This is a genomic window from Steroidobacter agaridevorans, from assembly GCF_009932555.1.
Lineage (GTDB): Bacteria > Pseudomonadota > Gammaproteobacteria > Steroidobacterales > Steroidobacteraceae > Steroidobacter > Steroidobacter agaridevorans.
In genome coordinates this window covers 1,167,565-1,190,101 of sequence record NZ_BLJO01000001.1, presented here as the reverse complement: position 1 = coordinate 1,190,101, position 22,537 = coordinate 1,167,565, and the positions used below count along the sequence as shown (strand labels likewise).

The 22,537-nt window shown below is 61.6% G+C and carries 19 protein-coding genes; 13 read left to right on the top strand and 6 right to left on the bottom strand.

Features of this window, described 5'->3' with window-relative positions; genetic code table 11:
- Positions 1-54 precede the first annotated feature (54 nt).
- The 3 genes from GYH35_RS04975 to GYH35_RS04965 all read left to right on the top strand — a co-directional run bounded on the left by GYH35_RS04975 (position 55) and on the right by GYH35_RS04965 (position 3,557).
- A complete protein-coding gene (locus GYH35_RS04975; RefSeq protein WP_161814587.1) occupies positions 55-774 on the top strand; it encodes a CerR family C-terminal domain-containing protein in 720 nt (239 codons plus the stop codon).
- Between the two features lie 124 nt (positions 775-898).
- Positions 899-2,902: an Ig-like domain-containing protein gene (locus GYH35_RS04970; protein ID WP_161827791.1), complete on the top strand. Its 2,004-nt coding sequence runs from the start codon at positions 899-901 to the stop codon at positions 2,900-2,902.
- Positions 2,903-3,029: 127 nt separating this feature from the next.
- Positions 3,030-3,557 carry a peptidase associated/transthyretin-like domain-containing protein gene (locus GYH35_RS04965; RefSeq protein ID WP_161814585.1) on the top strand — a complete coding sequence of 176 codons (528 nt, stop codon included), beginning with the start codon at positions 3,030-3,032 and terminating at the stop codon, positions 3,555-3,557.
- Between the two features lie 56 nt (positions 3,558-3,613).
- On the opposite strand, the gene GYH35_RS04960 is transcribed toward GYH35_RS04965, so the two are convergent.
- The 4 genes from GYH35_RS04960 to GYH35_RS04945 form a co-directional block, all read right to left on the bottom strand.
- Entirely contained in the window at positions 3,614-4,924 is a 1,311-nt protein-coding gene (locus tag GYH35_RS04960; RefSeq protein ID WP_161814584.1) for a cytochrome P450, read from the bottom strand.
- Between the two features lie 9 nt (positions 4,925-4,933).
- On the bottom strand, positions 4,934-5,254 hold the full coding sequence (locus GYH35_RS04955) for a 2Fe-2S iron-sulfur cluster-binding protein (protein ID WP_161827790.1): 321 nt from the start codon (positions 5,252-5,254) through the stop codon (positions 4,934-4,936).
- 3 nt (positions 5,255-5,257) lie between these two features.
- Positions 5,258-6,103 (bottom strand): DUF6159 family protein, encoded by an 846-nt coding sequence (locus GYH35_RS04950; RefSeq protein ID WP_161827789.1) that lies wholly within the window; start codon positions 6,101-6,103, stop codon positions 5,258-5,260.
- Positions 6,104-6,183: 80 nt separating this feature from the next.
- Positions 6,184-7,791, bottom strand: a complete 1,608-nt coding sequence (locus tag GYH35_RS04945; protein ID WP_161827788.1) for a serine hydrolase domain-containing protein — start codon at positions 7,789-7,791, stop codon at positions 6,184-6,186.
- 167 nt (positions 7,792-7,958) lie between these two features.
- Between GYH35_RS04945 and GYH35_RS04940 the strand changes: the two genes are divergently transcribed.
- Positions 7,959-9,098 carry a PepSY-associated TM helix domain-containing protein gene (locus GYH35_RS04940; RefSeq protein WP_161814849.1) on the top strand — a complete coding sequence of 380 codons (1,140 nt, stop codon included), beginning with the start codon at positions 7,959-7,961 and terminating at the stop codon, positions 9,096-9,098.
- The gene (locus tag GYH35_RS04935; protein ID WP_161827787.1) at positions 9,095-9,298 is read left to right on the top strand and encodes a hypothetical protein; all 204 of its coding nucleotides are present in this window, start codon (positions 9,095-9,097) and stop codon (positions 9,296-9,298) included. The genes GYH35_RS04940 and GYH35_RS04935 overlap by 4 nt, the downstream gene beginning before the upstream one ends.
- 4 nt (positions 9,299-9,302) lie before the next feature.
- Here GYH35_RS04935 and GYH35_RS04930 read toward each other — a convergent pair whose 3' ends face one another.
- Entirely contained in the window at positions 9,303-9,692 is a 390-nt protein-coding gene (locus tag GYH35_RS04930; RefSeq protein ID WP_161827786.1) for a YciI family protein, read from the bottom strand.
- 81 nt (positions 9,693-9,773) lie between these two features.
- Between GYH35_RS04930 and GYH35_RS04925 the strand changes: the two genes are divergently transcribed.
- The 3 genes from GYH35_RS04925 (at position 9,774) to GYH35_RS04915 (ending at position 12,114) form a co-directional block, all read left to right on the top strand.
- Positions 9,774-10,307, top strand: coding sequence for a winged helix-turn-helix transcriptional regulator (locus tag GYH35_RS04925; RefSeq protein WP_161814577.1), 534 nt, complete (start codon positions 9,774-9,776; stop codon positions 10,305-10,307).
- A gap of 4 nt (positions 10,308-10,311) precedes the next feature.
- Positions 10,312-11,055, top strand: a complete 744-nt coding sequence (locus tag GYH35_RS04920) for a helix-turn-helix transcriptional regulator (protein ID WP_161827785.1) — start codon at positions 10,312-10,314, stop codon at positions 11,053-11,055.
- A gap of 69 nt (positions 11,056-11,124) precedes the next feature.
- Positions 11,125-12,114, top strand: a complete 990-nt coding sequence (locus tag GYH35_RS04915; RefSeq protein ID WP_161814575.1) for a DMT family transporter — start codon at positions 11,125-11,127, stop codon at positions 12,112-12,114.
- Here GYH35_RS04915 and GYH35_RS04910 read toward each other — a convergent pair.
- Positions 12,059-12,994: an acyltransferase domain-containing protein gene (locus tag GYH35_RS04910; RefSeq protein ID WP_161827784.1), complete on the bottom strand. Its 936-nt coding sequence runs from the start codon at positions 12,992-12,994 to the stop codon at positions 12,059-12,061. The two genes, GYH35_RS04915 and GYH35_RS04910, sit on opposite strands and share 56 nt — an antisense overlap.
- A 199-nt stretch (positions 12,995-13,193) precedes the next feature.
- On the opposite strand from GYH35_RS04910, the gene GYH35_RS04905 reads away from it, so the two are divergent.
- Genes GYH35_RS04905 through GYH35_RS04885 form a run of 5 tightly spaced genes read left to right on the top strand, consistent with a single transcriptional unit; the run spans position 13,194 to position 22,514 of the window.
- Entirely contained in the window at positions 13,194-13,550 is a 357-nt protein-coding gene (locus GYH35_RS04905) for a hypothetical protein (protein ID WP_161814573.1), read from the top strand.
- A 44-nt stretch (positions 13,551-13,594) separates the two neighbouring features.
- Positions 13,595-13,801: a hypothetical protein gene (locus GYH35_RS04900; protein WP_161814572.1), complete on the top strand. Its 207-nt coding sequence runs from the start codon at positions 13,595-13,597 to the stop codon at positions 13,799-13,801.
- Between the two features lie 36 nt (positions 13,802-13,837).
- The gene (locus GYH35_RS04895; RefSeq protein WP_161827783.1) at positions 13,838-20,224 is read left to right on the top strand and encodes a beta-ketoacyl synthase N-terminal-like domain-containing protein; all 6,387 of its coding nucleotides are present in this window, start codon (positions 13,838-13,840) and stop codon (positions 20,222-20,224) included.
- Positions 20,214-21,167: an NAD-dependent epimerase/dehydratase family protein gene (locus GYH35_RS04890; RefSeq protein ID WP_161814570.1), complete on the top strand. Its 954-nt coding sequence runs from the start codon at positions 20,214-20,216 to the stop codon at positions 21,165-21,167. Before GYH35_RS04895 ends, GYH35_RS04890 begins: the two co-directional genes overlap by 11 nt.
- Positions 21,168-21,188: 21 nt before the next feature.
- Complete coding sequence (locus GYH35_RS04885; protein WP_161814569.1) at positions 21,189-22,514, top strand: FAD-dependent oxidoreductase; 1,326 nt, start codon at positions 21,189-21,191, stop codon at positions 22,512-22,514.
- Positions 22,515-22,537 lie beyond the last annotated feature (23 nt).

Genomic DNA, 22,537 nt, shown 5'->3' with positions numbered 1-22,537 from the left:
GCCGTCAGTCTATTCAAAATCAAATTTGAATTTCAACTCCACATGAGCCCGCGCATGCGTCCCCGCAAGACCGACAGGACCGCCTCGAAGCCACGGCGCGCAGCCAAGCGTCCGCCGGCACGAGCGGCGGCGCGCGAGGACGGCGCGCAGACGAGGCAACAATTGCTGGAAGTCGCGGGACGCGTGTTTGCTGAACGGGGCTATGTCTACGCGACCAGCAAGGAGATCTGCGAGCGAGCCAATGCCAACATTGCCGCTGTGAATTATCACTTTGGCGGCAAGGACGGTTTGTATGCCGCCGTGCTCGAGGAGGCGCATGCAAGGTTGGTCAGCATAGACATCGTCACGGAGATCACGCAAAGCGCCGCCAGCGGGGCGGACAAGCTGCGGTTGTTGCTACGGAAGATCGTCGGCGAGGTCGCCAAGCGTGACGAGGGCGCGTGGGAATTGCGAGTGTTGAGCCGGGAGTTGATGGCGCCCACTTCGCTCATGGACAACATGATGAAGAATCAGGTCATGCCCAAGGCCCGGCTGGTGACCGGAATGATAGGTGACATTCTCGGCGTGCCACCCACTCATCCCGCGGTGAGCCGCTCGACCGTGAGCATCGTGGGCCCGTGCCTGTTCATGTTGATCGCGAGCCCGGAGTGGCAAAAGAAAATATTTCCAGCGCTGCTGGTCGACACCGACTCGCTGATCGATCACATGGTCGCCTTCGCCCTCGGCGGCTTGCAGTCCATCGCGGCTCAATTACGCGGCGCATCGCGCAAGTAAGAAATATATGTAGTGGGCGGGGGCGCCGACTATTTCGCACATTGTAGGGAGTTCGCGGGCTGAGCTTGGGGATTCTCTGCAGTATTTTGTTGCCTCCGCACCTAAGAACGTGCGGGGAGGGGACATGCAGAACGCCTCGAAGCAGACGTCGCTGTGCCGCGCATTCATTCCGATTGTCGTTCTATGCATGGCTGGATGCGGTGGTGGTGGGGGCGGAGGTCGTACCTCCGGTCGCGCTTCGAATTCACCCCCCGTGCTTGGGGCAGCCGATTTCTCGACCAAGCTGAATACCGATCTGCAAGGCCAGGTGTCTGCGACCGACCCGACGGGCGATGCGCTCACGTTCTCGGTGGCCGCCAATCCTGCGAGCGGCGCTCTCGTCAGCTTCAGTCCCAGTGGCGCATTCGTTTATCGTCCCGCTTCGGGATTCCTCGGCGACGATAGCTTTCGTGTTCAGGTAAACGACAGCGCCGGCAACTCTGTCCCGGGAACCGTCAACATCAACGTGCATCCAAATCGCGCGCCGGTCGCGGCAAACGACGCCTTGCGTGCGGACGGCTCGGCGCTAGCAAACATCGCGGTGCTGGCGAACGATACAGATGCCGATTCCGATCCGCTCACCGTGACGATCGAAGAGGGGCCGCTCGCGGGCAGTGCCGCCGTCAACACGGACTCCTCGATCGGCATCAGTGGACTGCCGGGCGGATTCAAGGGAGTGACCCGCTTCAAATATCGCGTCACCGATTCGAGCTCCGAATCGGCCATCGGGACTGCCGCCGTCTTTGTGGGTGTCGAACCGTTTCGGATCGTCCTCGCGGGCGATCCGGCGGCGAATGGCTCGCCTGAGCTTTATATGAGCGATTTCGCTTCGGCGCCCACTGCACTGACGGCGGCGACCGAAGGCAACATGCGGCTGCGTGGCTTCGCCGCTTCCCAGAACGGCGCAACCGTCGTCTATCGGCGGGAGGATAGAACCAACGCCGCGACTGTCGATCTCGGGTTCGTGCGCACGGCCGCGCCGATTCAGAGGGGCACGGTGCCTTTGCCGTCGGGCGCGACGCTGCCTCTCAATACCAGCAACGCGGAGCAGTTCATCGTCAGTCCTGACGGTCAGTGGATCGCGCTGATCGCACGCGTCGGCAGCGTCGACTCCGTGTATGTCTTCAACGCGGCAACCCCGGCGGCCTTGGTCAAGGTCAGCCCGACGAATGCAGTGTTCGCAAGTCGACTGCGCTTCTCGCGCGACTCGCGGAATCTGTTCTTTCTGGCCTCGTCGGTTGCGGGGGGCGGCACCAAGTCGCTCTACACCGTGACGCCGGAGGGTCCTAGCCCGACTGTTGCAGTTTCTGCGATCAGCGATCCGGCGACCAGCGACGACGTGCTGGATTATTCGATCGCTGCCGATCAAAGCGCGATTCTGATTCGAGCAAATCGCGGCGGCCGTCAGGGGCTGTTCTATATCGACGCGCGCCAACTGCGGGTCGAAACTCAGGTGAGCCACACGCTTGCATTCGGGGAGTCTGTTGGCGCGAGCACGATTTCATTGACGGGCGGGACGATCGGCGGCGGCGTAGGGCGGCGCGTGGGTTACACAGTGGAAACGCCGTTGCTGCCGAGTCGAGCCTACGTGGCAGAAATATCGGCAACTCCCAATCCACGCGAGGTGGCCACGGCCGCGGAAGTGGTGGGCTTGCGACCGGACGACGGTGCAGTGTTATATCTGAAGAGCGGCCAGATCCATGAGCTGGATCTCGCCAGCAACGGGGCCGACACGATTGTCGCAGCCGGCGGCACGGCCTGGTACGACTCGACAGGTAACATCGTGCTCGTACAACAAGCCCGGTTTGTTGACGGCACCCCGTACACAGTCCTCGGCGTGACGACTCGCGGTGCATTCGGCGACACTCAACTCGTCGGTACGCCGGCGCAAGTGACTCGGTTCAGCGAGGTGAGCGGCTTCGACCGAGGCGTCGCGCTGCTGGCCGAAGGATCGCCGGGCGGCACGGCGCCCACCCGTGCACGGGTCGCACTTGTAAATGCACTCGCGCCCGACCGGCTGCTCTATCTCGCCGATTTCGAAACACCGCTGCAGCTCACATCGCCTCCGGTGCAGGTGGTCGCGCACTGATTCGGACCGGATGACGACTACGTCATGGTTTCATACCGAAATCGTTGACGTAATGTGACTTGCAAAGCTAGCGTCCCCCGCCCGTTACTTAACGGATGAAATAAACAAACTCAGCGGAGGACGGAACATGGGTCGGAACAGGTGGGTTCGAGGCGCGCTGGCGTTCGGCATTCTGGGAGCGAGCGTGTTTGCAGGCGGCTGCGCTTCCATTGTCCATGGCGGCAACCGGGAGATTTCGATTGCTACGCAACCGCCGGGCGCTACCGCGTCGGTGCGCAAGAGCGGCGGCGATATCGCGGATATCGTGGCGGTGGAAAAGACCCCGTGCACGGTTTCGCTCGACCCCAAGAAGAGCTACTTCTCGGGCCAGAGCTACACGCTGCGACTGGAGATGCCCGGCTACAAGGTCACCGAAGTCGAGCTGACCCCGAAGATGTCCGGCTGGTACTGGGGCAACCTGCTGGTCGGCGGTTTGATCGGCATGCTCGCGGTGGATCCGGCCACGGGCGCCATGTGGAACATCACGCCGGACAAGATCGATCGCAAGCTGGCGAGCGGCCAGGCCGCGCTGATCAAGAACAAGACCGGCTTCGTCGTCGTGCTCGAGTCCGAGCTCACGCCGGCGGAACGCGTCGCCATGGTGCGCGTGAACTGATTCATCGTTTTGTTTGCACCCGCCGGGTCGGCTGCCGAGGTGGCCGACCCGCTTCGTCAATGCCGGCGCGGGATCCTGACGGGCAGCGATCGGAAGCCGTGCACGAAGGTCGAATAGACACGTTCGGGCGGGCCGACGACTTCGACCAGCGGAAAGCGTTTCAAGATTTCTTCCCAAATGACCTGCAGCTGCAGCTCGGCGAGCCGATTGCCGACGCAGCGATGAATGCCGTAGCCGAATGAAATGTGCTGGCGCGGCCGCGCGCGATCGATCAGGTACTCGTGAGGTCGCTCGATGACCGTCTCGTCGCGATTGCCCGAGAGATACCACATGACGACCTTGTCGCCCTTGCGAATCAGCTTGCCCCCGAGCTCGACATCCTGCACGGCGGTGCGGCGCATGTGAGCGAGCGGGGTTTGCCAGCGGATGGTTTCGGACACCATGCTGGCAACGAGCTCCGGACGCTCGCGGAGTTTCTGATATTGATCCGGGTTCCGATTCAACGCGAGCACACTGCCCGTGATGCTGTTACGGGTCGTGTCGTTGCCGCCGACGATGAGCAGCACCACATTGCCTTGAAACTCATACGGCGGCATGTTCCGAGTGCCGGCGCCGTGCGCCAGCATCGAAATCAAATCGTTGCCCGGCGGGCGAGCCGCGCGTTCGTTCCATAGCGCCTGAAAGGTGCTGAAACATTCCGACATTTCTTCGACCCACTGCTCGGGCCGGTCGATCACGCCACCGCCGGGAACGGCCGTCGCCACGTCGGACCAGCGAGTCAGCTTGCGTCGCCGCTCCTGCGGAAAATCCATCAGCGTCGCCAGCGTCATCGCGGTCAGCTCGACCGACACCTTGTCGACCCAGTCGAATTCGACGCCGATGGGAAGCTCGTCGAGGATCGCAGCGGCGCGGCTGCGAATCAGCGGCTCGAGATTGCGCAGGTTGGTGGGTGCAACGATGGGTTGTACCGCGCGCCGTTGTTCATCGTGCTTCGGTGGATCCATCGCGATGAACATGGGTAGCGGGCTGCTCACCGTGTTGATCGTGATGCCGCCAAGCGCCGCCTCGGAAGAGAACTGCTGGTGATTGGTATCGACCGCCATGATGTCGTTGTAGCGGGTGATCGACCAATAGCCGCCGAACGTCGGGCTCACGACGTAATGAATCGGATCTTCCCGGCGCAAGCGCTCGAAGTAAGGCTCCACGAGATCGGCATGAAACAGCTTCGGATTGGCGACGTCGATCTCGGCCAGCGGTTGCGAGTACGCGTGCGCGCGAGCGGCTTCGAGCGTCGGCGGCGCGTCCGGAAACACATCCAAACTGTAAGTGACTGGAGGCCCGGAGCGAGAGGCGAGGGTGTCAGTCATAGGAGGGATCTAGTGTTGAGATTCCGGAGTGTGGACGACGATGCCATCGAGCTCGTCGCGCATTCGGATCTGGCAGGCAAGGCGCGAGTCCTCGGCGGCGCCATCCGCAAATTGGAGCATTTCCCGCTCCGCATCCGAGGCGGGACCGACCTTGCCCAGCCAGTCCGCAGCGACATGAATGTGACAGGTGCCGCAGGCCGCGCAACCGCCACAATCCCCATCGATTCCAGGCACTCGATTGTCGACCGCGCCCCGCATCAGCGACTCGTCTTCGGCCAGCTCGATGGTGTGGCGGGCGCCGTCGTGCGCAATGTATGTGACTCGTCCCATGGTTCAGCGCTTCTGTCTGAATGCGTCGCTCAGCAATGGGCCGGCGAAGGCGTCGCCGACGTTGCCCTCGGTCGCATACCGATAGAGTGCCGCCGAGTAGACACCCTGCAACGCTGCCTGCACAAGAGCCAGACCGACCACAGCGAGCACGACGATGCTCAGGACGGCAATGAATAGCGGGCCGCTGCCAGTCTGCGAGACGCCCAGTATGAACACCACGCCGAGGCCGAGTGCGCCGAGATAGAACAAGAAGAATACCAGGCCGATGCCGACGTTGCCGATGATGTTCTTGCCCCAGGTCTTTTTCAGCAGCGCCGCGCTGTCTTTCACAGCATCCATGGGGCCCACATCGCGGCTGACCAGAACAGGCACGGCGAGGAATGTCGCCGCCGTGAACGCCACGCCAAGTAAGCCTGCGATCCAGCGGCCGATGAAGCCGGCGCGCTCTTCGATGAGGCGCAGGATCATACCTACAGTCGCGGCGATCGCTGCGTAACCGAGAATTTGCACGATGCGCGAGCGGGCAATGCGCAGGCCGTCAGCAACCGTCGGGTCGCCGCCGTCGAGCCGGATCATGGCCGCGCCCACCAGCGCCGAGTTGAAGAAGAAGATGACGAAGTACTGGACCAGATAAAACAGGAACAGGACCAGCAACGAGGTCGCGTCGTTCGACCAGCCGCGCAATCCGTCGAGCGTGCCGGTGAACAGCAGCGGGACGAGGAAGCTCGCTGCCACGAGCAGAGTTGCAAGGGCCGAGAACACCGGGAACAGCAACAACTCTTTGTCCTGTTGTAGGACAGTGCCGCTCGCCTTCACCAGCTGCCAGCTACGGGAGAATCGCGCGAACATATATTCCCTTAGTTGTTATGGCCCGTCGCCCACCCGCGGACGACAGCCGCTACGGTACCCGAGCCCGGCAGTCGCGACAATTACCGTTTGTCGAGCAGGGCCCGTCCCTGCAGCGCCGGCCGTGTTTCGGGATGCCCGCCGCCGCTGATCGTTGTGATGCTGTTCTTGAATTCGACCTGCACGCGGTCGTCGTCGAAGCGGCAGGTCACGACGTCATGATGTGGCGTTCCATAGAAACGCCATTGCATCTGGAGAGTGTTGTCGTCCTTCCAAATGCCCGCCGCTGCGACCTTCACTGGCGGCTGCTCGCCGACGGGTAAGCCGACCAGTCCGCTGATCTCCGGCGGCGTGCCGGGCATGGACGTAACGCCGTCGGCCCAGCGACCGATGCCACAGTCCACGTCGAAGCGACCTGCAGCGGTCGTCAGTTCGAACTTGCACGCATCGCGCTTGAAATGAAACGCAACGTGTTTTGCGCCGAGGCTGTTCGATTCCAGCTCGAATCTGCGCCCGTCGATACGCGCGCTCGTGGGAGATGTGTGTGAGCCGGAGGGCAGGGGCAACGTCAACGCGGCGAGTTGTTCCTGCAATTGCGAGCTTGCCGATGCATCGGCCGGCAGCGGTTTGTCCCGCAGGGCGGGCAAGAGATGTTCCCAAACCAGATTCAGCAGGCCTTGCATGTCGCCAGTGGCGCTGGTGATTGCAATCACCGCATCCTGCTTCGGCAGCACGATGCAATACTGTCCGAACGCTCCGTCGCCACGAAACGCATCGTGGCGGCAGCGCCAGAACTGATATGCGTACCCCTGGTGCCAATCGCTGGTCTGTTTCAGTTGCGCGAGATCGGTTCCGGGCGCGGTGGCGGGCTGCTGTATCTTGAAGGTCGTCGCTTCCTGGACCCAGGACTGCGGCAACAGTTGTTTGCCGTTCCACTGACCCTGCTGCAGATACAGCCGCCCGAATTTCGCGAGCGTCTCCGTGGTCGCACTCAATCCCCAGCCGCCCGCGTCGATGCCGAGCGGACACGTCGCCCATCGAATCGCACTCACCTGCAACGGCGCGAACAATCGCGGGCGCAAGTAATCGCTCAGTTTCTCGCCCGTCACTTTCTGCACGATGGCGGACAGCATGTAAGTGGCGCCGCTGTTGTAGACGAACAGGCTGCCCGGCGCATGTTCGATGGGTAACGATAGGAACGCCTTGACCCAATCCTGTTCGCGGGTGACCAGCGGTGTCGGATCCTTCGCATGTCCCGCCGACATGGTCAGCAAGTGCTGGATGCGCAGCGCCTTCAGATTGTCGCTGACGGTCGCCGGCGCCTGGTCGGGAAAGAAGTCGAGCACGCGATCCGTGACCTTGAGCTTGCCTTCCGCGACGGCGAACCCCACCGCGCTGGATGTGAAACTCTTGCTCAGCGAATACAAACTTTGCGGCGTGTCGGCGCGGTAGGGCCGCCACCATCCCTGCGCCACATTCTGGCCATGGCGCACGATCATGAGGCTGTGCATCTCATGCGATGAGCCCGCGACCGCCGCCAGGAATGTGCGAATCGACTGTGACGAAACGCCGGATGCTTCCGGCGTAGCGCGTGCATCCGCGAACGCTCGCAACGGCGGGGCGCCCATGCCGAGGGCTGCCGTCGCCAAGCCCGCCTGCTGCAAAAACGACCGACGATCGAATTTCGACATCGCGCGCTATCCCTTCCAATGAGTGAGTGGTTCTTGCGATACGATAGCCAGGTTTATCGTGAAATCAATAGCTTACAGCCATCGATAACAATTATCAGCCGGGAATGGTTCGCATTTGGCCCGAGTTGACGGTATAACGAGCGCTCTTTCCTGGGATGGTCGTCATGCTGAGCTCGTCCGCAATTCGGCGTTGGTATTGGGTGCACAAGTGGACCAGCCTGGTGTCCACGCTGTTTCTGCTCATGTTGTGCATCACCGGTCTGCCGCTCATCTTCTATCACGAGATCGATCACGCGACCGGCTACTCGGTGGAGCCGCCGGAGCTGCCGGGTGTCACCAGCAGGGTCAGCCTCGACGAGATCGTGTCGGCGGCGCGCGCCAAACGGCCGCAGGATGTGGTGACGTTCGTCTTGCGCGATCCCGACGAGCCGGAGGCGTGGTTCGTCTCCATGGCCGAGACGCCGCAGTCGCCCGACTCATCGGCGTTTTATATGTTCGACGCACGCACCGGCGATTTCCTGCACGAGTATCCGTTGAACCAGGGCTTCATGAATTTCATGTTCCGCCTGCATTACGACATGTTCACCGGGCTGCCGGGCACCTTGTTCCTCGGATTCATGGGATTGCTGCTGGCCGCGTCGCTGGTGTCGGGCACCGTGGTTTATGGGCCATTCATGCGCAAGCTGCCGTTCGGCACCGTTCGGCACGGTCGTTCGTCGCGGCTGAAGTGGCTCGATCTCCACAACCTGCTCGGCATCGCGACTCTGATCTGGTTGCTGACGGTGGGCGTGACAGGCGTCATCAACACGCTGGCGATTCCGATTCTCGGCGTGTGGCAACAGACCGAGATGAGCGAGATGACCGCGAAGTACAAGAACGAGCCCGCGGTCCAGCACCTCAGCTCGGCCGACGACGCGGTGAAGAAGGCGCTCGCGACGGTGCCTGGCACCGAGCTGAGCTTCATGGCCTTTCCCGGCACGAATTTCTCCAGCCCGCATCACTACGTCGCCTTCATGTATGGAGCGACGCCGCTCACCTCGAAATTGCTCACGCCCGTGTTGATCGACGCGAGCACCGGCGAGTTCATCGATAGCCGCTCGTTGCCGTGGTACGTGAAGGCGCTGCTGGTGTCGCAGCCGCTGCATTTCGGCGACTACGGCGGCATGGTGCTGAAGATTCTCTGGGCGCTGCTCGACGTTCTCGCGATCGTGGTGCTCGGCAGCGGCGTCTATTTGTGGATCAAGAAGCGCAACGTGCCGATCGAAGCACGATTGGGCGCGCTCGCCGCGGAAGGGGCTGCTCCGTGAGCGCGAAACCTGCTGTTCGCGTTTGGACCGCGCCCATCGTTCTTGGTGTGCTGACAGCAGTCGGGCTCATCTCCGCGCTGGTGTCGGATTCCGCAGGCGATGTGCTTGCGTGGCTTACCGTTGGCGCGCCCGTGGCCGTCGTCCTTTGGTATCTGCCACGACGTCAGCGTTTGTCGCCGACGTCGCAGCCCACGGATTGAACCCTTAAGCCGATTCTCGAGCGCAACGTTCGAGACTCTCGATCGGGCGGATCTCGATGCCGCCCGCCATCATGTCGCCCAGATGCGTGCCCGGATGCAGGCGGGCGATGCGGACGGCTTCGTCCATGTTCTCGGCCTCGACGATGAAGAAGGCGCCGAACGGCTGCCTGGTCTGTTCATAGGGCCCGGGCTCATCCGTCACGGCGCCATTCTTCTGCGCGCGCAAGGTCCTGAAGTCATTCGGCAGGGAGAGCGAGCCGATCAGCGAGACTTTCCCCGACGCCTTGAGGCGAGCGTCATGCGGCGCGCAGATTTCGCCGAGCTTCTTGAAGTCCTCGGGCTGGAATTTGGCGAAGGCGTCGAGGTCGTAATAGCAGGCACACAGGAATTGCATGGCGGGCTCCGTGGGGCTTAACTGGTTGCACTCTGCAAGCGGTTGCGACTCTAGCCATTCCAGTTGCACAATGCAACCGGTATGAGTGCCAAGATCGACAGCGCCGCACTGGCCGTGAAATCCGGCTGCGCCATCAATCTCGCCACCGAGGTGCTCGGCGATCGCTGGAGCCTGGTGGTGCTGCGGGACATGATGTTCGGCAATTACCGGCATTTCCGGGAGCTGTTGAACAACAACATGGAGGGCATCGCCTCCAACATCCTGTCGGCGCGGCTCAAACATCTGCAGGAAGTCGGGTTGATCAGCTGTGCGCCGGATCCGAGCCACAAGCAGAAGTTGATCTACAGCCTGACGGAGCCTGCCATCCAGCTGGTGCCGGTGATGGCGACGCTTGGCGAATGGGGGCGGCGGCATCTGCCTGTGACTCATGAGCTCAGCGTCCGCGCGCGGCTGCTGTTCGAAGGCGGGCCGCAGATGTGGGAAGAATTCATGGAGGAGTTGCGCGAGCTGCACCTCGGTCGACGCCGAGTGGTGCGCGCAGGCGCGGGGCCCGGCGTATTGCAGCGTCTGAACGATGCGTATCTCGCCGCGTCGAAAAAGACTCGATCACGGTGACGAGATGCTGAACGCCTCCTATTCAATCGCCGTCCGTTCCTACGGAACGCAGAGCACTGCGGACACTCACGACTTCTCCCAACTCGTGTTGCCGCTCGCCGGCGAGCTGTCGATGGATATCGCGGGGCGCGAGGCGATCGTCGATCGAACGGTGGTCGCGTATGTCGAGGCAGGCTCCCGACACGATCAGGTGAGTGAAGGCCTCAACCGTTCGCTGATCCTCGATCTGCGTGCTCGCGACCTCGATGCTCGAACTGCCGATCGTCTGGCCTCGCAGCCTTTCATGTCGGTGACGCCGGAAGCGATCAACCTGATCGATTACATGGGCGCGCTGCTCGCGAAAGAGCGGCTGCTGCCCCACAAGTTGAATCTGTGGGTGCCGCTGCTGGTGGATGCATTGCTGGGCGATGAGCCGCAATTGCCTTCACGACTGGCCGGGCTACTCGCCACGGTTGAGGCAAATCTGTCGAAGGATTGGACCGTGGAGAACATGGCGGAACGGGTCCGCATCAGCGCCAGCAGGCTCCATGCGATTTTTCAAGAGAATCTCGGCAAGTCGCCCCGCGTGTGGCTCACCGATCTGCGCTTGGAACATGTGTGTCGGCTGCTGAGTAGTACCGATCTGTCGATTGCCGAACTGGCGTATCGCTTCGGCTACGCAGATCAAAGTGCGTTGACCCGCGCCATGCGCAAGGCGACCGGGATGACGCCCGCGGCCTACCGGCGGCAGGCAAGAGCCCGGGACTAAACCACGAGAGCATCGGTCAAGACCGAGTGTCCGCCGTAGACATACCCTGCGCGTGTCGCGGAGGCATGCATGCGGAATGATGGGCGGACAATTGCGGGTGTCGCATACGGCATCGGGGCGGGCGCGCTGTGGGGGCTGGTGTTCCTGGCGCCGGAGCTCGTGCCGGAGTTCGGCCCGCTGCAACTGACGATCGGCCGTTATTTCTTCTACGGCCTGTTCTCCCTCTGCCTGCTTGCGCCAATCTGGCACAAACTCAAGCCGCTGCTGGGCCGACGTGAGTGGCTTGCGTTGGGCTGGCTGGCGCTCACTGGCAACGTTCTCTATTACATCCTGCTTGCGAGTGCCGTTCGCCTGGGTGGCATCGCAATGACATCTCTGGTCATTGGCTTTCTGCCGGTTGCCGTCACCATCGTCGGCAGCCGCGACAAGGGCGCAGTGCCGTTGCGCCGTTTAATCCCATCACTCGCGCTCAGCGCACTCGGCGCGGTCTGCATCGGATGGCAGGCGCTCGCTGGGCCGGCTTCCGAGTCCGTGTTGAAACAAGTGGTCGGATTGCTTTGTGCCGTGGGAGCGCTGATTTCCTGGACGTGTTACGCCGTCGGAAATAGCCGCTGGCTGATGCGCCTCGACCACGTATCGCCGCATGAATGGAACATGCTCATCGGTGTGGTGACGGGTGCCCAAGCCGTTCTGCTGATTCCCCTGGCGTTGGCGCTTGCTACCGAATCACATGCCGCGCTCGCTTGGATGAAACTCGCCGGCGTTGCGGCCGCTGTCGCAATCTTGTGTTCGATGGTCGGCAACGCGTTGTGGAATCGCATGAGCAAGCTGTTGCCGCTCACGCTGGTCGGGCAGATGATTCTGTTCGAGACGCTGTTCGCGCTGATCTACGGTTTCCTGTGGGAGCAGCGCCTGCCCACCGCGCTCGAGTATGTGGCGTTTACGCTAGTGGTGCTCAGCGTCGTTTCATGTCTTGCCGTGCATGCGCAGCCTCGCAGTAACGTCAGCCACGCAGCAGCGCCGCCATACTCCGACGCTCATTCCCAAAAGGGCTCATGATGGCGTGCGCCGTCGATTGCGAATCTGACGACAGGCAATATTTCGTGAACGTCGCCAGCGTTCCTGCGGGCCCGACATCGATGTAACGGTGCGCGCCTCGTTGTTCCAGCGAGGCGATCGTGTCTTTGAAGCGGATCGGTTCGCGCACGACACGCCAGAAGAAATCGTTCGGCAGCTCGGTCAGCAAGGTCGCTTCCCGACAGGAGGCCAGCGGCAGCGTGCCAGGAGTACCACGAATCGAGCTCATGAAAGACTCGAAGGGCGCGCGAGCCTCGTCGATCCACTGCGAATGAAACGCGTACGAAACCGGCAAGCGTTGGTAAACCACCTCGCCCTCGCCGAGCGAGCGTTCGATCGGTGCCAGATGAGCCTGCGGCGCAGAGACCACCATGTGCGAAGAGAAGTTAATCGCGGCCAACTCGCTCTGCTCGCGAAGGTACGGCTGTGCATATAGCGTCTGGTCCGCCAGCACTGCGATCATTCCGCCTCGATCGCAGCAAGCTTCGAATGCCGCAGCCTGTTGAACCACGGCTGCCAGCGCATCTTCGACTCGCATGAAGCCTGCCAATGTTGCCGCGGCAAACGAGCCCAGGCTGGCGCCAAGAGTGATGTCGGGTCTGAGGCCGGCCTGAATCAGGCTCTGCGCCAGCGAATACTCGACCATGAATATCGCCGGATGCGTCTGCAACGTGCGATCGAAGGTCTCGCGATCTCTCGGCGAGTAGATGGCGTCGACGACCCGCTCGCCGCAGAGGGAGGACGCCAGATCGTCCAGGCGCAGCATCCATTGGCGAAATACCGGGTCGTGTTCGAACAGGTCCTGGCCCATTCGAAAGTAGTGCGAGCCCTGGCCGGAAAACATGAAGACAGTCTTGCGCATCGCGAACTCCCCGCGATTGACAGTACACATGATCGGCGGATGACGCAGCTACTGTCATTCTTTGCAGGCGGCGTCTCAGGCCAGTTGGGCTACCTTTTCCTCACCAACAAGAAAGCCGTTACCAGCACGTGACGGGGCGGAGCCTGCGCCAAACCCAAGGAGTTCATTGCGCTCTCAAACTGCCGGAGTAGGAGGAGTTATGAGCATGCATGCGTTCGACGAGTTGAGTGAGGAAGAACTGGACCGGATGGAGCGTCGGGTGGCCGCGGCTACCGTCGGGCCCTGGCTTCCCGACAGCGCCGAGGCGGTCAACGTCAGCGTCATCGAGTTGGGCTTGTGCAACGAGCTTGGCACGTTCAAGTCGATCGAACTGGTCGGCGCGAGCGCGGCCGACCACGAGTTCATCGTCAATGCCAGGCAGGACGTACCGCGGCTGCTCCAGGAAGTGCGCCAGCTGCGGGCGCGGCTGCAATCGCTCAACACGTCGCTGGACGATCTCGAGCCACACATGAGAAGCGCCGGTGAGGAAGCGTTTCTCCTGTCGCCATCGATGTAGCGCCTCACACACTCGGGCAAGGGAACTCAGCTGGGGAGCACGTCATGGATATGCAGCTTGACGACGACATCGAGACCGCGGAGCACGACTACTGGCGTGTATTGCGGCTGTTGAGGAGCTTGCCCGATCAATGCGCCCTGGATGTCGGCGACCTCGCCGACCAGATCGGCGCGGACAAGCTGGAGCTGATCCAGTGGGTCAGGGCGGACATTGCGTTCGCGCGCCTGATCGAATCCAAAGTCACGAAGTAATCGCGGCGGCCGGTCCCGGCCATCGAGAGCATCCCCATGATCGATAACGAGCAGCTGGTTGAGCTGACCGAGTCCTATTTGAAGTCGCTGGTACGGGCGGCGATCGGCTCGATGGGCGCGGATTTTCCTTCGACAGCGCCGTTCGGCGAGCTGGGCATCGATTCGTTTCGCGTCCTGAAAATCATCAAGGCGCTGGAAGCGGACTTCGGCCGGTTGCCAAAAACCCTGCTGTTCGAGAACTTCAACATCGCCGACCTGGCGCAGTACTTCGTCGCCAGGCACGAGAAAACATTGCGCGCGCGGCTGTCCTCGCAGTTGAAACAGCCGGTCGAAGCGCGTGCGCCGGCTGTTATCGCGGCGGCTTCTGAGCCAGTCGTAAAGCAGAAACAACCTGCAGAACTAGTGCAGGTACGGCCCGTGGCGCGGCCCATCCTTTTGCCGGAGAGCGATGCTCACACGCATCCCGAGCTCGGGCCGGTAGTTCGAAGCATCTTCGAGCAGTACAAGAACGAAGGGTCGGTGTCCCGCGGCACGAGGAACATCGCGCCGAACTTGTTCATCGGCAGCGAGCGTCGCGGCTTTTTCCATTACAGCCGCAGCAACGACATCATTCTCGCCTACACGTACACGGGCCCAAGAGATTACTTCCCCGCGCTCGCAAAGGAGCTGTACGAGCACTGCGCCAGCCGGAAGCTCAGCGTCAACATCGTGTACGACGAAGAGACGCCTTCGATCTGCGGCGTCCCGTTCTCCTCGACACCGTTCGGCGCTCTGCAACGCGTTCTGGGCTTGCAGCAGTTCACGCTCGACGGAAAAGCGATGCGCCGGCTGCGCTATCAGGTCTCGAAGTTCGAGAAGGCCGGCCACTGCCGCACCGAAGAGTTTCGCTGTGGCTCCAACGACGAAGTGGCTCGCGCCATCGCCCGCGTCATCGATCAATGGTGCGCGGCGCGGACCATGGTCAATCCGCTCATTCACATCGTCAAGGACGAGATCCTCGCCGGCACGCTGGATCCAAAGCATCGCATCTTCGTGAGCTATTTGGATGACGCGCTCCAGAACGCGATCCTGATCTCGCCGTTGGCGACCGGACAGAACGGCTACTTGATGGATCTGGAGTTCTATCCGGACAGCATGCCGCTGGGCGGCCTGGAATTCACGATCGTCAAGATCATCGAGCGGCTGGTCGCAGAGGGCTGCGACGTGTTGAGCCTGGGCGGCACCTACGGCTGCAAGCTCGCAGACTCGAGCGTTCCGGACGCCGCGGTCGAGCAGATCCTGGACGATCTGCGCAAGCAGAACATCTTCAACGACGAAGGCAATCTGCAGTTCAAGAACAAATTCCGGCCCGAGAACAAGCCCATCTATCTGTGCCGGCCGCAGGGCCAGCCGAACGCCGATGAAGTCCTAGATATCATCATGATGATCGCGGACCCGATGAAGATGCAGACGTCCGATGCCGAGAATCAGCTGGGCGCCGACGCTGCCGCCACTGTCGAAGGCGCGTTCGTCATCGAAGGCGAAGCTCGATCCGCCGATCTGCTCCAGTGCGGTTTCAACCCGCTCAATCTGCTGCCGCAACAAGTCGAGTTCGACCTGAAGACGGATTCGTGGGCGCAGTTGCGCCTGCCGGCGATCGACAATCAGCGCAGGCTACTGAGCGCGCAGTTGAATCAACGCGTCGATCTCGGCGCGACGCTGGCCGAGCTGTTCCCGTTCGCTCACTTCGCCCTGACCACGTCCGGGCGGACGGCGGAGAGCGTGTTCTGCAGCGTTTGGCCGCGCAAGGGCGTCGTTCTGCAAAACCTGCTGTTTCCGACCACCATCTTTCACCAGATGGACAACGCTCTGGTGCCGACAGAGCTGCCGCACGCGGAGGTGTTTCGGCTCGATTCGTCGCACTTATACAAGGGCGATATGGACTGGGCGGCGCTGCAAAGGGAAGTTGTGCGAGATCCGGCAGCGATCGCGTATGTCTGCATCGAGGTCAGTGACAACGCGGCCGGCGGTCATCCTGTTTCGGTCGAGCATCTGAAGCGAGTCAAGCAACTTCTCAAGGACGCGTCCATTCCGCTGGTGCTGGATGGCACGAGGATCATCGAGAACGCTTATTTCGTCATCGAGAATGAGCCGGGTTATGCCGGACGAACGGTTTGGAGTGTGATCCGCGAGATTTTGGGATACGCCGACGCGGTCCTGCTGAGCTTTGGCAAGAACTTCTGTGTCACGGGCGGCCTGATCGGCGTGAACGATGCGAAGTTGTTCCAGCAGTTGCAGGATCGTATCCGCGCGCAGGGCTGCGGCTTGAGCGGTGTCGACAGGAAGCAGCTCGCGCTGGCGCTCCGCAAGCGTGAGTACATCGAGAGCCAGACCTCACGTCGCAAGCACTCCGTGCGACGGATCTGGGATGCGTTGAAGGAGCGGGGCATTCCGGTCGTGCAGCCTGCCGGGGCCCACTGCATCTTGATCGATGTCAAGCAAGTGCCGGAGTTCCGGGACTTCAAACATCCGGTCGCGTCGTTCCTGGCCTGGATGTTCCTCAACACCGGCATCCGTGGCGGCGCGCACAACGCCGGGATGCAGAGGAACACGACGATCAACGATCTGGTTCGCCTGGCGATTCCGGTCGGACTGGCGACAGAGCAAGTCGACTCCATCATTGAGCGGCTGGTGGATCTGTTCGCTCAGCGCAAGAACATTCCCGAGCTCGCTTCGGCGCAAGATTCCGCGGAGGCCGTGGGCGATATCCACGGACGATACAAGCTCGTTCAGTATCACAATGCGGCGGGGCCGATTGTCAGTGGGGCTGCAACTCCGGTGGAACCGGCAGTTCCGGCGCCGTCGCATGATGTTTCGACTCAAGACATCGCCATCATCGGCATGGCGGGCCGCTATCCACAAGCGAACAACTTGCAGGAACTGTGGCAGAGCCTCCTGGCAGGCAAAGACTGCATCGAGTCCATTTCCGACGCACGCTCGGCCCTTCGCTCGCCAAACACTTCAGGCGAGAAGTATCGGGGCGGATTCATCGCGGACGTCGACAAGTTCGATGCTCGCTTCTTCAACATCTCGGCTCGCGAGGCGGAAGTCCTGGATCCGCAGGAACGCTTGTTCCTCGAAGTCGCCTACGAAACGCTGGAAGATGCGGGCTACTACCCAGAATCATTGACCCGCGAGACCAGCCGCGAAGTCGGCGTGTTCGTCGGCGCCGTGTGGTCGATGTACCAATTACTCGGGCTCGAGGAGCGCATCGGCGGAAACCTCGTCAATCCAAGCTCCTTCTTCTGGAGCATTGCTAATCGCGTCTCGCATTGGATGAACTTCTCGGGCCCGAGTTTGACTGTCGACACTGCTTGCTCCGCGAGTTTGACCGCGCTTCACCTTGCTTGCGAGGCGATCCGACGCGGCGAATGTTTTGCCGCGCTCGTCGGCGGTGTGAACCTCGATCTGCATCAGGCCAAGTTCGACCTCAACTCGGCGGGCGGATCGTTCTCTCGCGACGGCGTCTGTCGCTCGTTCGGCAAGGGCGCGAACGGTTACGTTTCCGGCGAAGGCGTCGGAGCGGTGCTGTTGAAGCGGCTGGATCAGGCGATCGCCGATGGCGACAACATTCATGGCGTCATCAAGAGCGTCGCCGTCACGCACAGCGGTCGTACCAGCGGCTACACCGTCCCCGGTCCGCAATCGCAGAGCAAGCTGATACTGAAGGCTCTACAGCGCGCCGATATCGATGCGCGCAGCATCGGTTACATCGAGGCGCACGGGACAGCAACGGATTTGGGAGACGCCATCGAGATCGCAGGACTCACTCGCGCCTATCAGGAATACGGAGTCGCGAAGCAGAGCTGTCCCATCGGCTCCATCAAGACCAACATCGGTCATCTGGAAGCTGCGTCCGGCATCGTCGGCATGCAGAAGGTGCTGTTGCAGATGAAGCATCGCACGCTGGTGCCCTCGCTGCATTCTACTGAGCTGAACGAAGGCATCGACTTCGCCAACTCGCATTTCTATGTCCAGCAGCGGGTGGAGGAGTGGGCGCCGAGAGAACTGGATGGCAAGCGATTCGCGCGACGCGCCGGCATCAGCGCTATCGGCGCCGGTGGGACCAACGCTCACGTCGTTCTCGAGGAGTACGAGAACGCGCCTCGGCTCGATCAGGGTGACGGTCGCCGGTACAGGATTTTTCCGCTTTCCGCAGAGAGTGAAGACCAACTGTGCGAAGCAGTAGTGCGCTTGCATGGGTTCCTGGCTAAAAGCCAAGGGTACGACGCTGACGATGTAGCGCATACGTTGCAGGTGGGCCGGAAGTCCTTCGATTTCCGTCTGGTCGTCATCGCCGGCGATCTGCACGATCTGGCGATCAAGCTCAATGCCTACCTGCAAGGGCGGCATGACGATGCAGTGATGAGCGGGTCAGTGAAGAACGCTGCCAGTGTCACCGGGCTGCTGAATTCCACAGAGAAGCAGGAGTTCATCGAGCTGCTGGCTCGCAGTGGCGATCCGCGCCGCCTGGCGCGGCTGTGGTGCGATGGTGTGATACCGGAATGGCGGGGCTTGGCCATCGCGCAAGTGGGCAGGAAGGTCTCGCTGCCTACGTATCCGTTTGCAGGCCAACGCTACTGGCTCACAAAGCAGGCGGACGCACCCGTGAAGCCTGTCGACGCCGAGCCTGCCGCCAAGATCAAGCGCACCGAGAAATATCACTTCTCTTTCGGCGCCGAGTCTCCGCCGGCCGGAAGTCTCAAGCTTGGCATCGACGACAAGGTGCGGCTGTTCGTCCGGCATCTGATCGCCAATCAACTGCGCACCGGCATCGATGAGATCGACGACGGCCGTCATCTGATGGAGACGGGCATCACCTCGTTGGACATGGCGGAGATCACCCAGTCGATCAAGCTCGGCGTCGACGAAGAGTTCTCTCCGATCGTATTCTTCGAGTGCACGACCATCCGATCGTTCGCGGACTTGCTGGCTCAGCGATACGGCTCAGCCTTCGAGAAGTTGACAGTCGCGCGATCGACCGTCGATGAGGACGACACGGTCGTGCCGCTGAGAAGGAAGGTCGAGCCGTCAAATGCGGTGTTCAATGCTCCGGCATCCTCTCACGTGCCTCTGCACGTCCATGATGCGAATGCCGATCTTGCCATCGGCGATCTGAAGACGCTCGTGCCGGTGCATCAAGGAAAGGCGCAACGATTGTTTCTCACCGGCGCCACCGGGTTTCTTGGCATCCATGTCCTTGCCGAATTTCTGGCTGCGGATCCAGATGTGACGGCCTATTGCCTGGTGCGTGCGGCGACCAAGGAGCAGGGACGACAGCGCATTCTGAAGCAGGCTGACAAGTTCGAGCTGGAGATCGACGAGTCGCGCATCACCGTGGTGTGCGGTGATATCGGGCAACCAAAACTCGGATTGTCAGCGGAGGATTGGACGCTGTGTTCCCGTGAGGCGCAGCAGATCGTGCATGCCTCGGCGCGTGTGAACCATATCGAAGGTTACGCGACCTTCCGGGATTCCACGCTCGGCATGAAGGAGATCATCCGTCTCGCCAGCAGTGACCGGCTGAAACTGATCCAGTTCGTCTCCAGCATCGCCGGCTGCGCGCTGAAGATTGGCGAAGAGTTCTCGATCTTCGAGAAAGAGGAGTTCGTCGACGCCGGCGCGCAGGTGTACGGCGGCTATGGCCAGTCCAAGTGGGTACAGGAAGCGCTGCTGAGGCGCGCGGCCGAGAGCGGTGTTCCCTATGTCATCTATCGATTCGGCGAGCTGTCTGGCTCGACCAGGACCGGGCTCGGGCAGACCGATGACATCGTGCATCGTCTGCTGCAGATGAGGCTGGCGGTCGGATGCAGAGAGAAAGTATCGAACGATGTGCTCGACATGCTGCCCGTCGACTTCGCCGGACGCCTCATCGTGAACACGGGCGACCAGCCAGAGTTGTGGAATGCCATTCTGCACGCGACTCACCTGAAGCCATACAGCTTCGCGAACATGTATCGACGTGCTCAGCACCACGGGCTGCAATTCACTCCGGTGACACGCGCCGCTTACCTGTCACGATGCTATGACTTCGTCAGGTTCATTCATTCCATCAATCCTGTGAACGGCTTCGTGCTGGAGTGCGTGCTGCGCGACGCGGAAGGATCGGTGCGCAGTCGTAAGATGATGGATGCGTACTTCTCCGTGATCTTCCCCTTCGCTCAAGACAACTTCCGGCGCGCGTTGCAGACACTGGAGCTGTCGCTGCCCGAGTGGGGTGAGTTGATCGACTCGTATTTCGACCGCTGGAGCCGGGAAGACTGCGGCTTCATGGCAAGAGTCTCCGAGTACCGGCGCTGGGCGCAGATGGATGCCAAGGGCAAAGCGGTGAGCATGAGCGCCGCTCAGGAAGAATTGTTGCTGGGAAAAGTCAATGAAGCCTAAAAAAGTTCTGGTCACCGGCGGCAACGGCCATGTCGGCAACACCTTGGCCAAGGCGCTCAGCGAGCGCGGCTATGAAGTTCGCGTGACCGTGCGCAATCCCGATGAGGTGAGGTCGGCCGAAATATTCGCGGGCTACCCGATCGAGCTGTACCAGGCCGACATCAGGAACGAGGCGGCCATTGCCAAGGCCATGCAAGGCGTCAGCGGCGTTTTCCAAGTGGCCGCGCTCTACAACTACGATGAGCAGAGCCTCGGCGAGGGCATCGTTGCAAACAACACGGCCGGTAGCCAGGCAGTACTGCGGGCTGCCAGTGCTTGCGGCGTCGAGCGGGTCGTCTTCACCAGCAGTATCGCTGCCGTCGGATTTGGCGGAACGCAGGAACAACCGCTCACCGAGCAGAGCTGGAGCGATCCGGCAGATCCGTACTGTCGTTCCAAGCTCGAAAGCGAGCAGGCCGCGTGGGACTACGCTCAGGAGCAGGGCCTGGATCTGGTCGCGCTCTGTCCCAGCGTGGTGCTCGGTCCGAACTTCTACAAACATACGCCGAGCACGATCAACGTCGGCGCATGCATCAACAACCAAGTCCCATTCCGCTTGCCGATGCAGTTCTCGGTCGTGGACGTGCGTGACGTCGCGGACGCCCACATTCGTGCGTTCGAGAGCAAGCGCGCCTCGGGACGCTATCTAGTCACAGGAACGAACGTTCGCGACCTGATGACCGCGCTGAAGGAGATCGAACCGGAGATGGTTCTGCCTGAGCGCACGTTGACCGTCGATGAAGCGAAGCAACTGGCCGAGAAAGCGGGCATGCCCGTCGAGCTCGTCGGCCAGCCGTACATGTACTGCGACGAGAAGATTCGCGCCGAGCTGGGCTGGCAGCCGCGGCCGCTGACCGAAACCTTGCGCGACACCGTCGCATGGATCAAGGCCCGAGACCTGTAACCCCTGCCTTTGGAGACGAACATGTCCGATCGGGAATATGACGTCATTGTCGTGGGGTCGGGAACCTGCGGCGCGACTCTTGCGCGCGAGCTCACGCGACGGAACAAGAAAGTGCTGATCCTCGAGCAGGGTCAAGACAGTGTGCTGCGCGAGTCGTTCGGATCGATGGCTGCGATCACGAAGGAATACTCGGTCGGCGACGATTTGAAAGCGGCGACGGCGGCCACGGTCGGTGGCTCGACCAGCCTGTACTTCGGCGTCTGCAAGCTGCCGACCGCAGAAACCTACGCGAGCCTCGGTATCGATCTTTCGGCTGAGGTGGCGGAGGCGAAGAGGGAACTGCCGATCGCCGAGCTACCCGATCAGTTCCTGTCGCCGCAATCCCTCGTCTTGCGCAAGAGCGCAGCGGAGCTGGGCTACAAGTTCAAGAAGAACCTGATGCTGGTCGATCAATCGAAATGCGCATCGGGCGGCTACTCGTACGACGCTCGTTGGAAAGCCAAGACGTATGTCGAGGAGGCCATCGACTTTGGCGCCACTCTGATCACGCAGGCGACCGTCACCAGAGTGCTGGTCGAAGGCGGCCGAGCCATTGGCGTGGAGTACAAGCATAAGCAAGGCTTCATGCGCAGCAAGCTCTGCACGGCGCGGGGCAAGCGAATCGTATTGAGCGCCGGTGCGCTGGTTACACCGAAGCTGCTGATCGACTGCGGAATCAAAAACATCGGCGATCGCGGCTTCTTCTGTAAACCGGCGTACATGGTCTGCGGCACCGTTCCCGGCCTGGGCGCGACCGATACGTTCGTCGGCAATCAGGACATCGAGCTCGGCAAGGGCTTCTCGCTGGGCGACGGCGCCATGAGCTCGCTGTTGTTCAAGCTCGTGATGCTCGCCAATCTAAGGTGGCGCTATCTCTTCTCCTTCTCGAACATTCTGTCGATGGGAATCCTGATCTACGACTCGATGGGCGGCGTGGTCGGCAAGGATGGCAGCTACCGCAAGCAATTGCCCCCCGCGGAACTGCAGAAGCTGCAGGAAGCGGAGCAGATCGCCGTAAAGATCTTGGAGAATGCCGGCGCGAAGAACATTTTCCGCACCAAACTGATGGCGGGCATTCCCGGCGGCACGATCCGGATCAAAGAGCATGTCGATGAGAACATGCAGACCGATATCGGCAATCTGTATGTCTGCGATCATTCGCTGATGTCGGACGTGATGATCACGCCGACGTTTACGCTCATCTGCCTGGCCAAGCGGCTCGCCAAGCACCTCACGGCCTCGCTCCAGGTCCCGCCAGCCCGGGCCCCGCGACGACTCGAAGTCGTGGCTCGCATGCGCAGCCGCTGACAGCGGCTAGCCATTGATCATTC

Bases quoted from the DNA above. Each gene is read 5' to 3' on its own strand.
- GYH35_RS04975 (WP_161814587.1), top strand. From the start codon at position 55: ATGCGTCCCCGCAAGACCGACAGGACCGCCTCGAAGCCACGGCGCGCA.
- GYH35_RS04970 (WP_161827791.1), top strand. From the start codon at position 899: ATGCAGAACGCCTCGAAGCAGACGTCGCTGTGCCGCGCATTCATTCCG.
- GYH35_RS04965 (WP_161814585.1), top strand. From the start codon at position 3,030: ATGGGTCGGAACAGGTGGGTTCGAGGCGCGCTGGCGTTCGGCATTCTG.
- GYH35_RS04960 (WP_161814584.1), bottom strand. From the start codon at position 4,924: ATGACTGACACCCTCGCCTCTCGCTCCGGGCCTCCAGTCACTTACAGT.
- GYH35_RS04955 (WP_161827790.1), bottom strand. From the start codon at position 5,254: ATGGGACGAGTCACATACATTGCGCACGACGGCGCCCGCCACACCATC.
- GYH35_RS04950 (WP_161827789.1), bottom strand. From the start codon at position 6,103: ATGTTCGCGCGATTCTCCCGTAGCTGGCAGCTGGTGAAGGCGAGCGGC.
- GYH35_RS04945 (WP_161827788.1), bottom strand. From the start codon at position 7,791: ATGTCGAAATTCGATCGTCGGTCGTTTTTGCAGCAGGCGGGCTTGGCG.
- GYH35_RS04930 (WP_161827786.1), bottom strand. From the start codon at position 9,692: ATGCAATTCCTGTGTGCCTGCTATTACGACCTCGACGCCTTCGCCAAA.
- GYH35_RS04925 (WP_161814577.1), top strand. From the start codon at position 9,774: ATGAGTGCCAAGATCGACAGCGCCGCACTGGCCGTGAAATCCGGCTGC.
- GYH35_RS04920 (WP_161827785.1), top strand. From the start codon at position 10,312: ATGCTGAACGCCTCCTATTCAATCGCCGTCCGTTCCTACGGAACGCAG.
- GYH35_RS04915 (WP_161814575.1), top strand. From the start codon at position 11,125: ATGCGGAATGATGGGCGGACAATTGCGGGTGTCGCATACGGCATCGGG.
- GYH35_RS04910 (WP_161827784.1), bottom strand. From the start codon at position 12,994: ATGCGCAAGACTGTCTTCATGTTTTCCGGCCAGGGCTCGCACTACTTT.
- GYH35_RS04905 (WP_161814573.1), top strand. From the start codon at position 13,194: ATGAGCATGCATGCGTTCGACGAGTTGAGTGAGGAAGAACTGGACCGG.
- GYH35_RS04900 (WP_161814572.1), top strand. From the start codon at position 13,595: ATGGATATGCAGCTTGACGACGACATCGAGACCGCGGAGCACGACTAC.
- GYH35_RS04895 (WP_161827783.1), top strand. From the start codon at position 13,838: ATGATCGATAACGAGCAGCTGGTTGAGCTGACCGAGTCCTATTTGAAG.
- GYH35_RS04890 (WP_161814570.1), top strand. From the start codon at position 20,214: ATGAAGCCTAAAAAAGTTCTGGTCACCGGCGGCAACGGCCATGTCGGC.
- GYH35_RS04885 (WP_161814569.1), top strand. From the start codon at position 21,189: ATGTCCGATCGGGAATATGACGTCATTGTCGTGGGGTCGGGAACCTGC.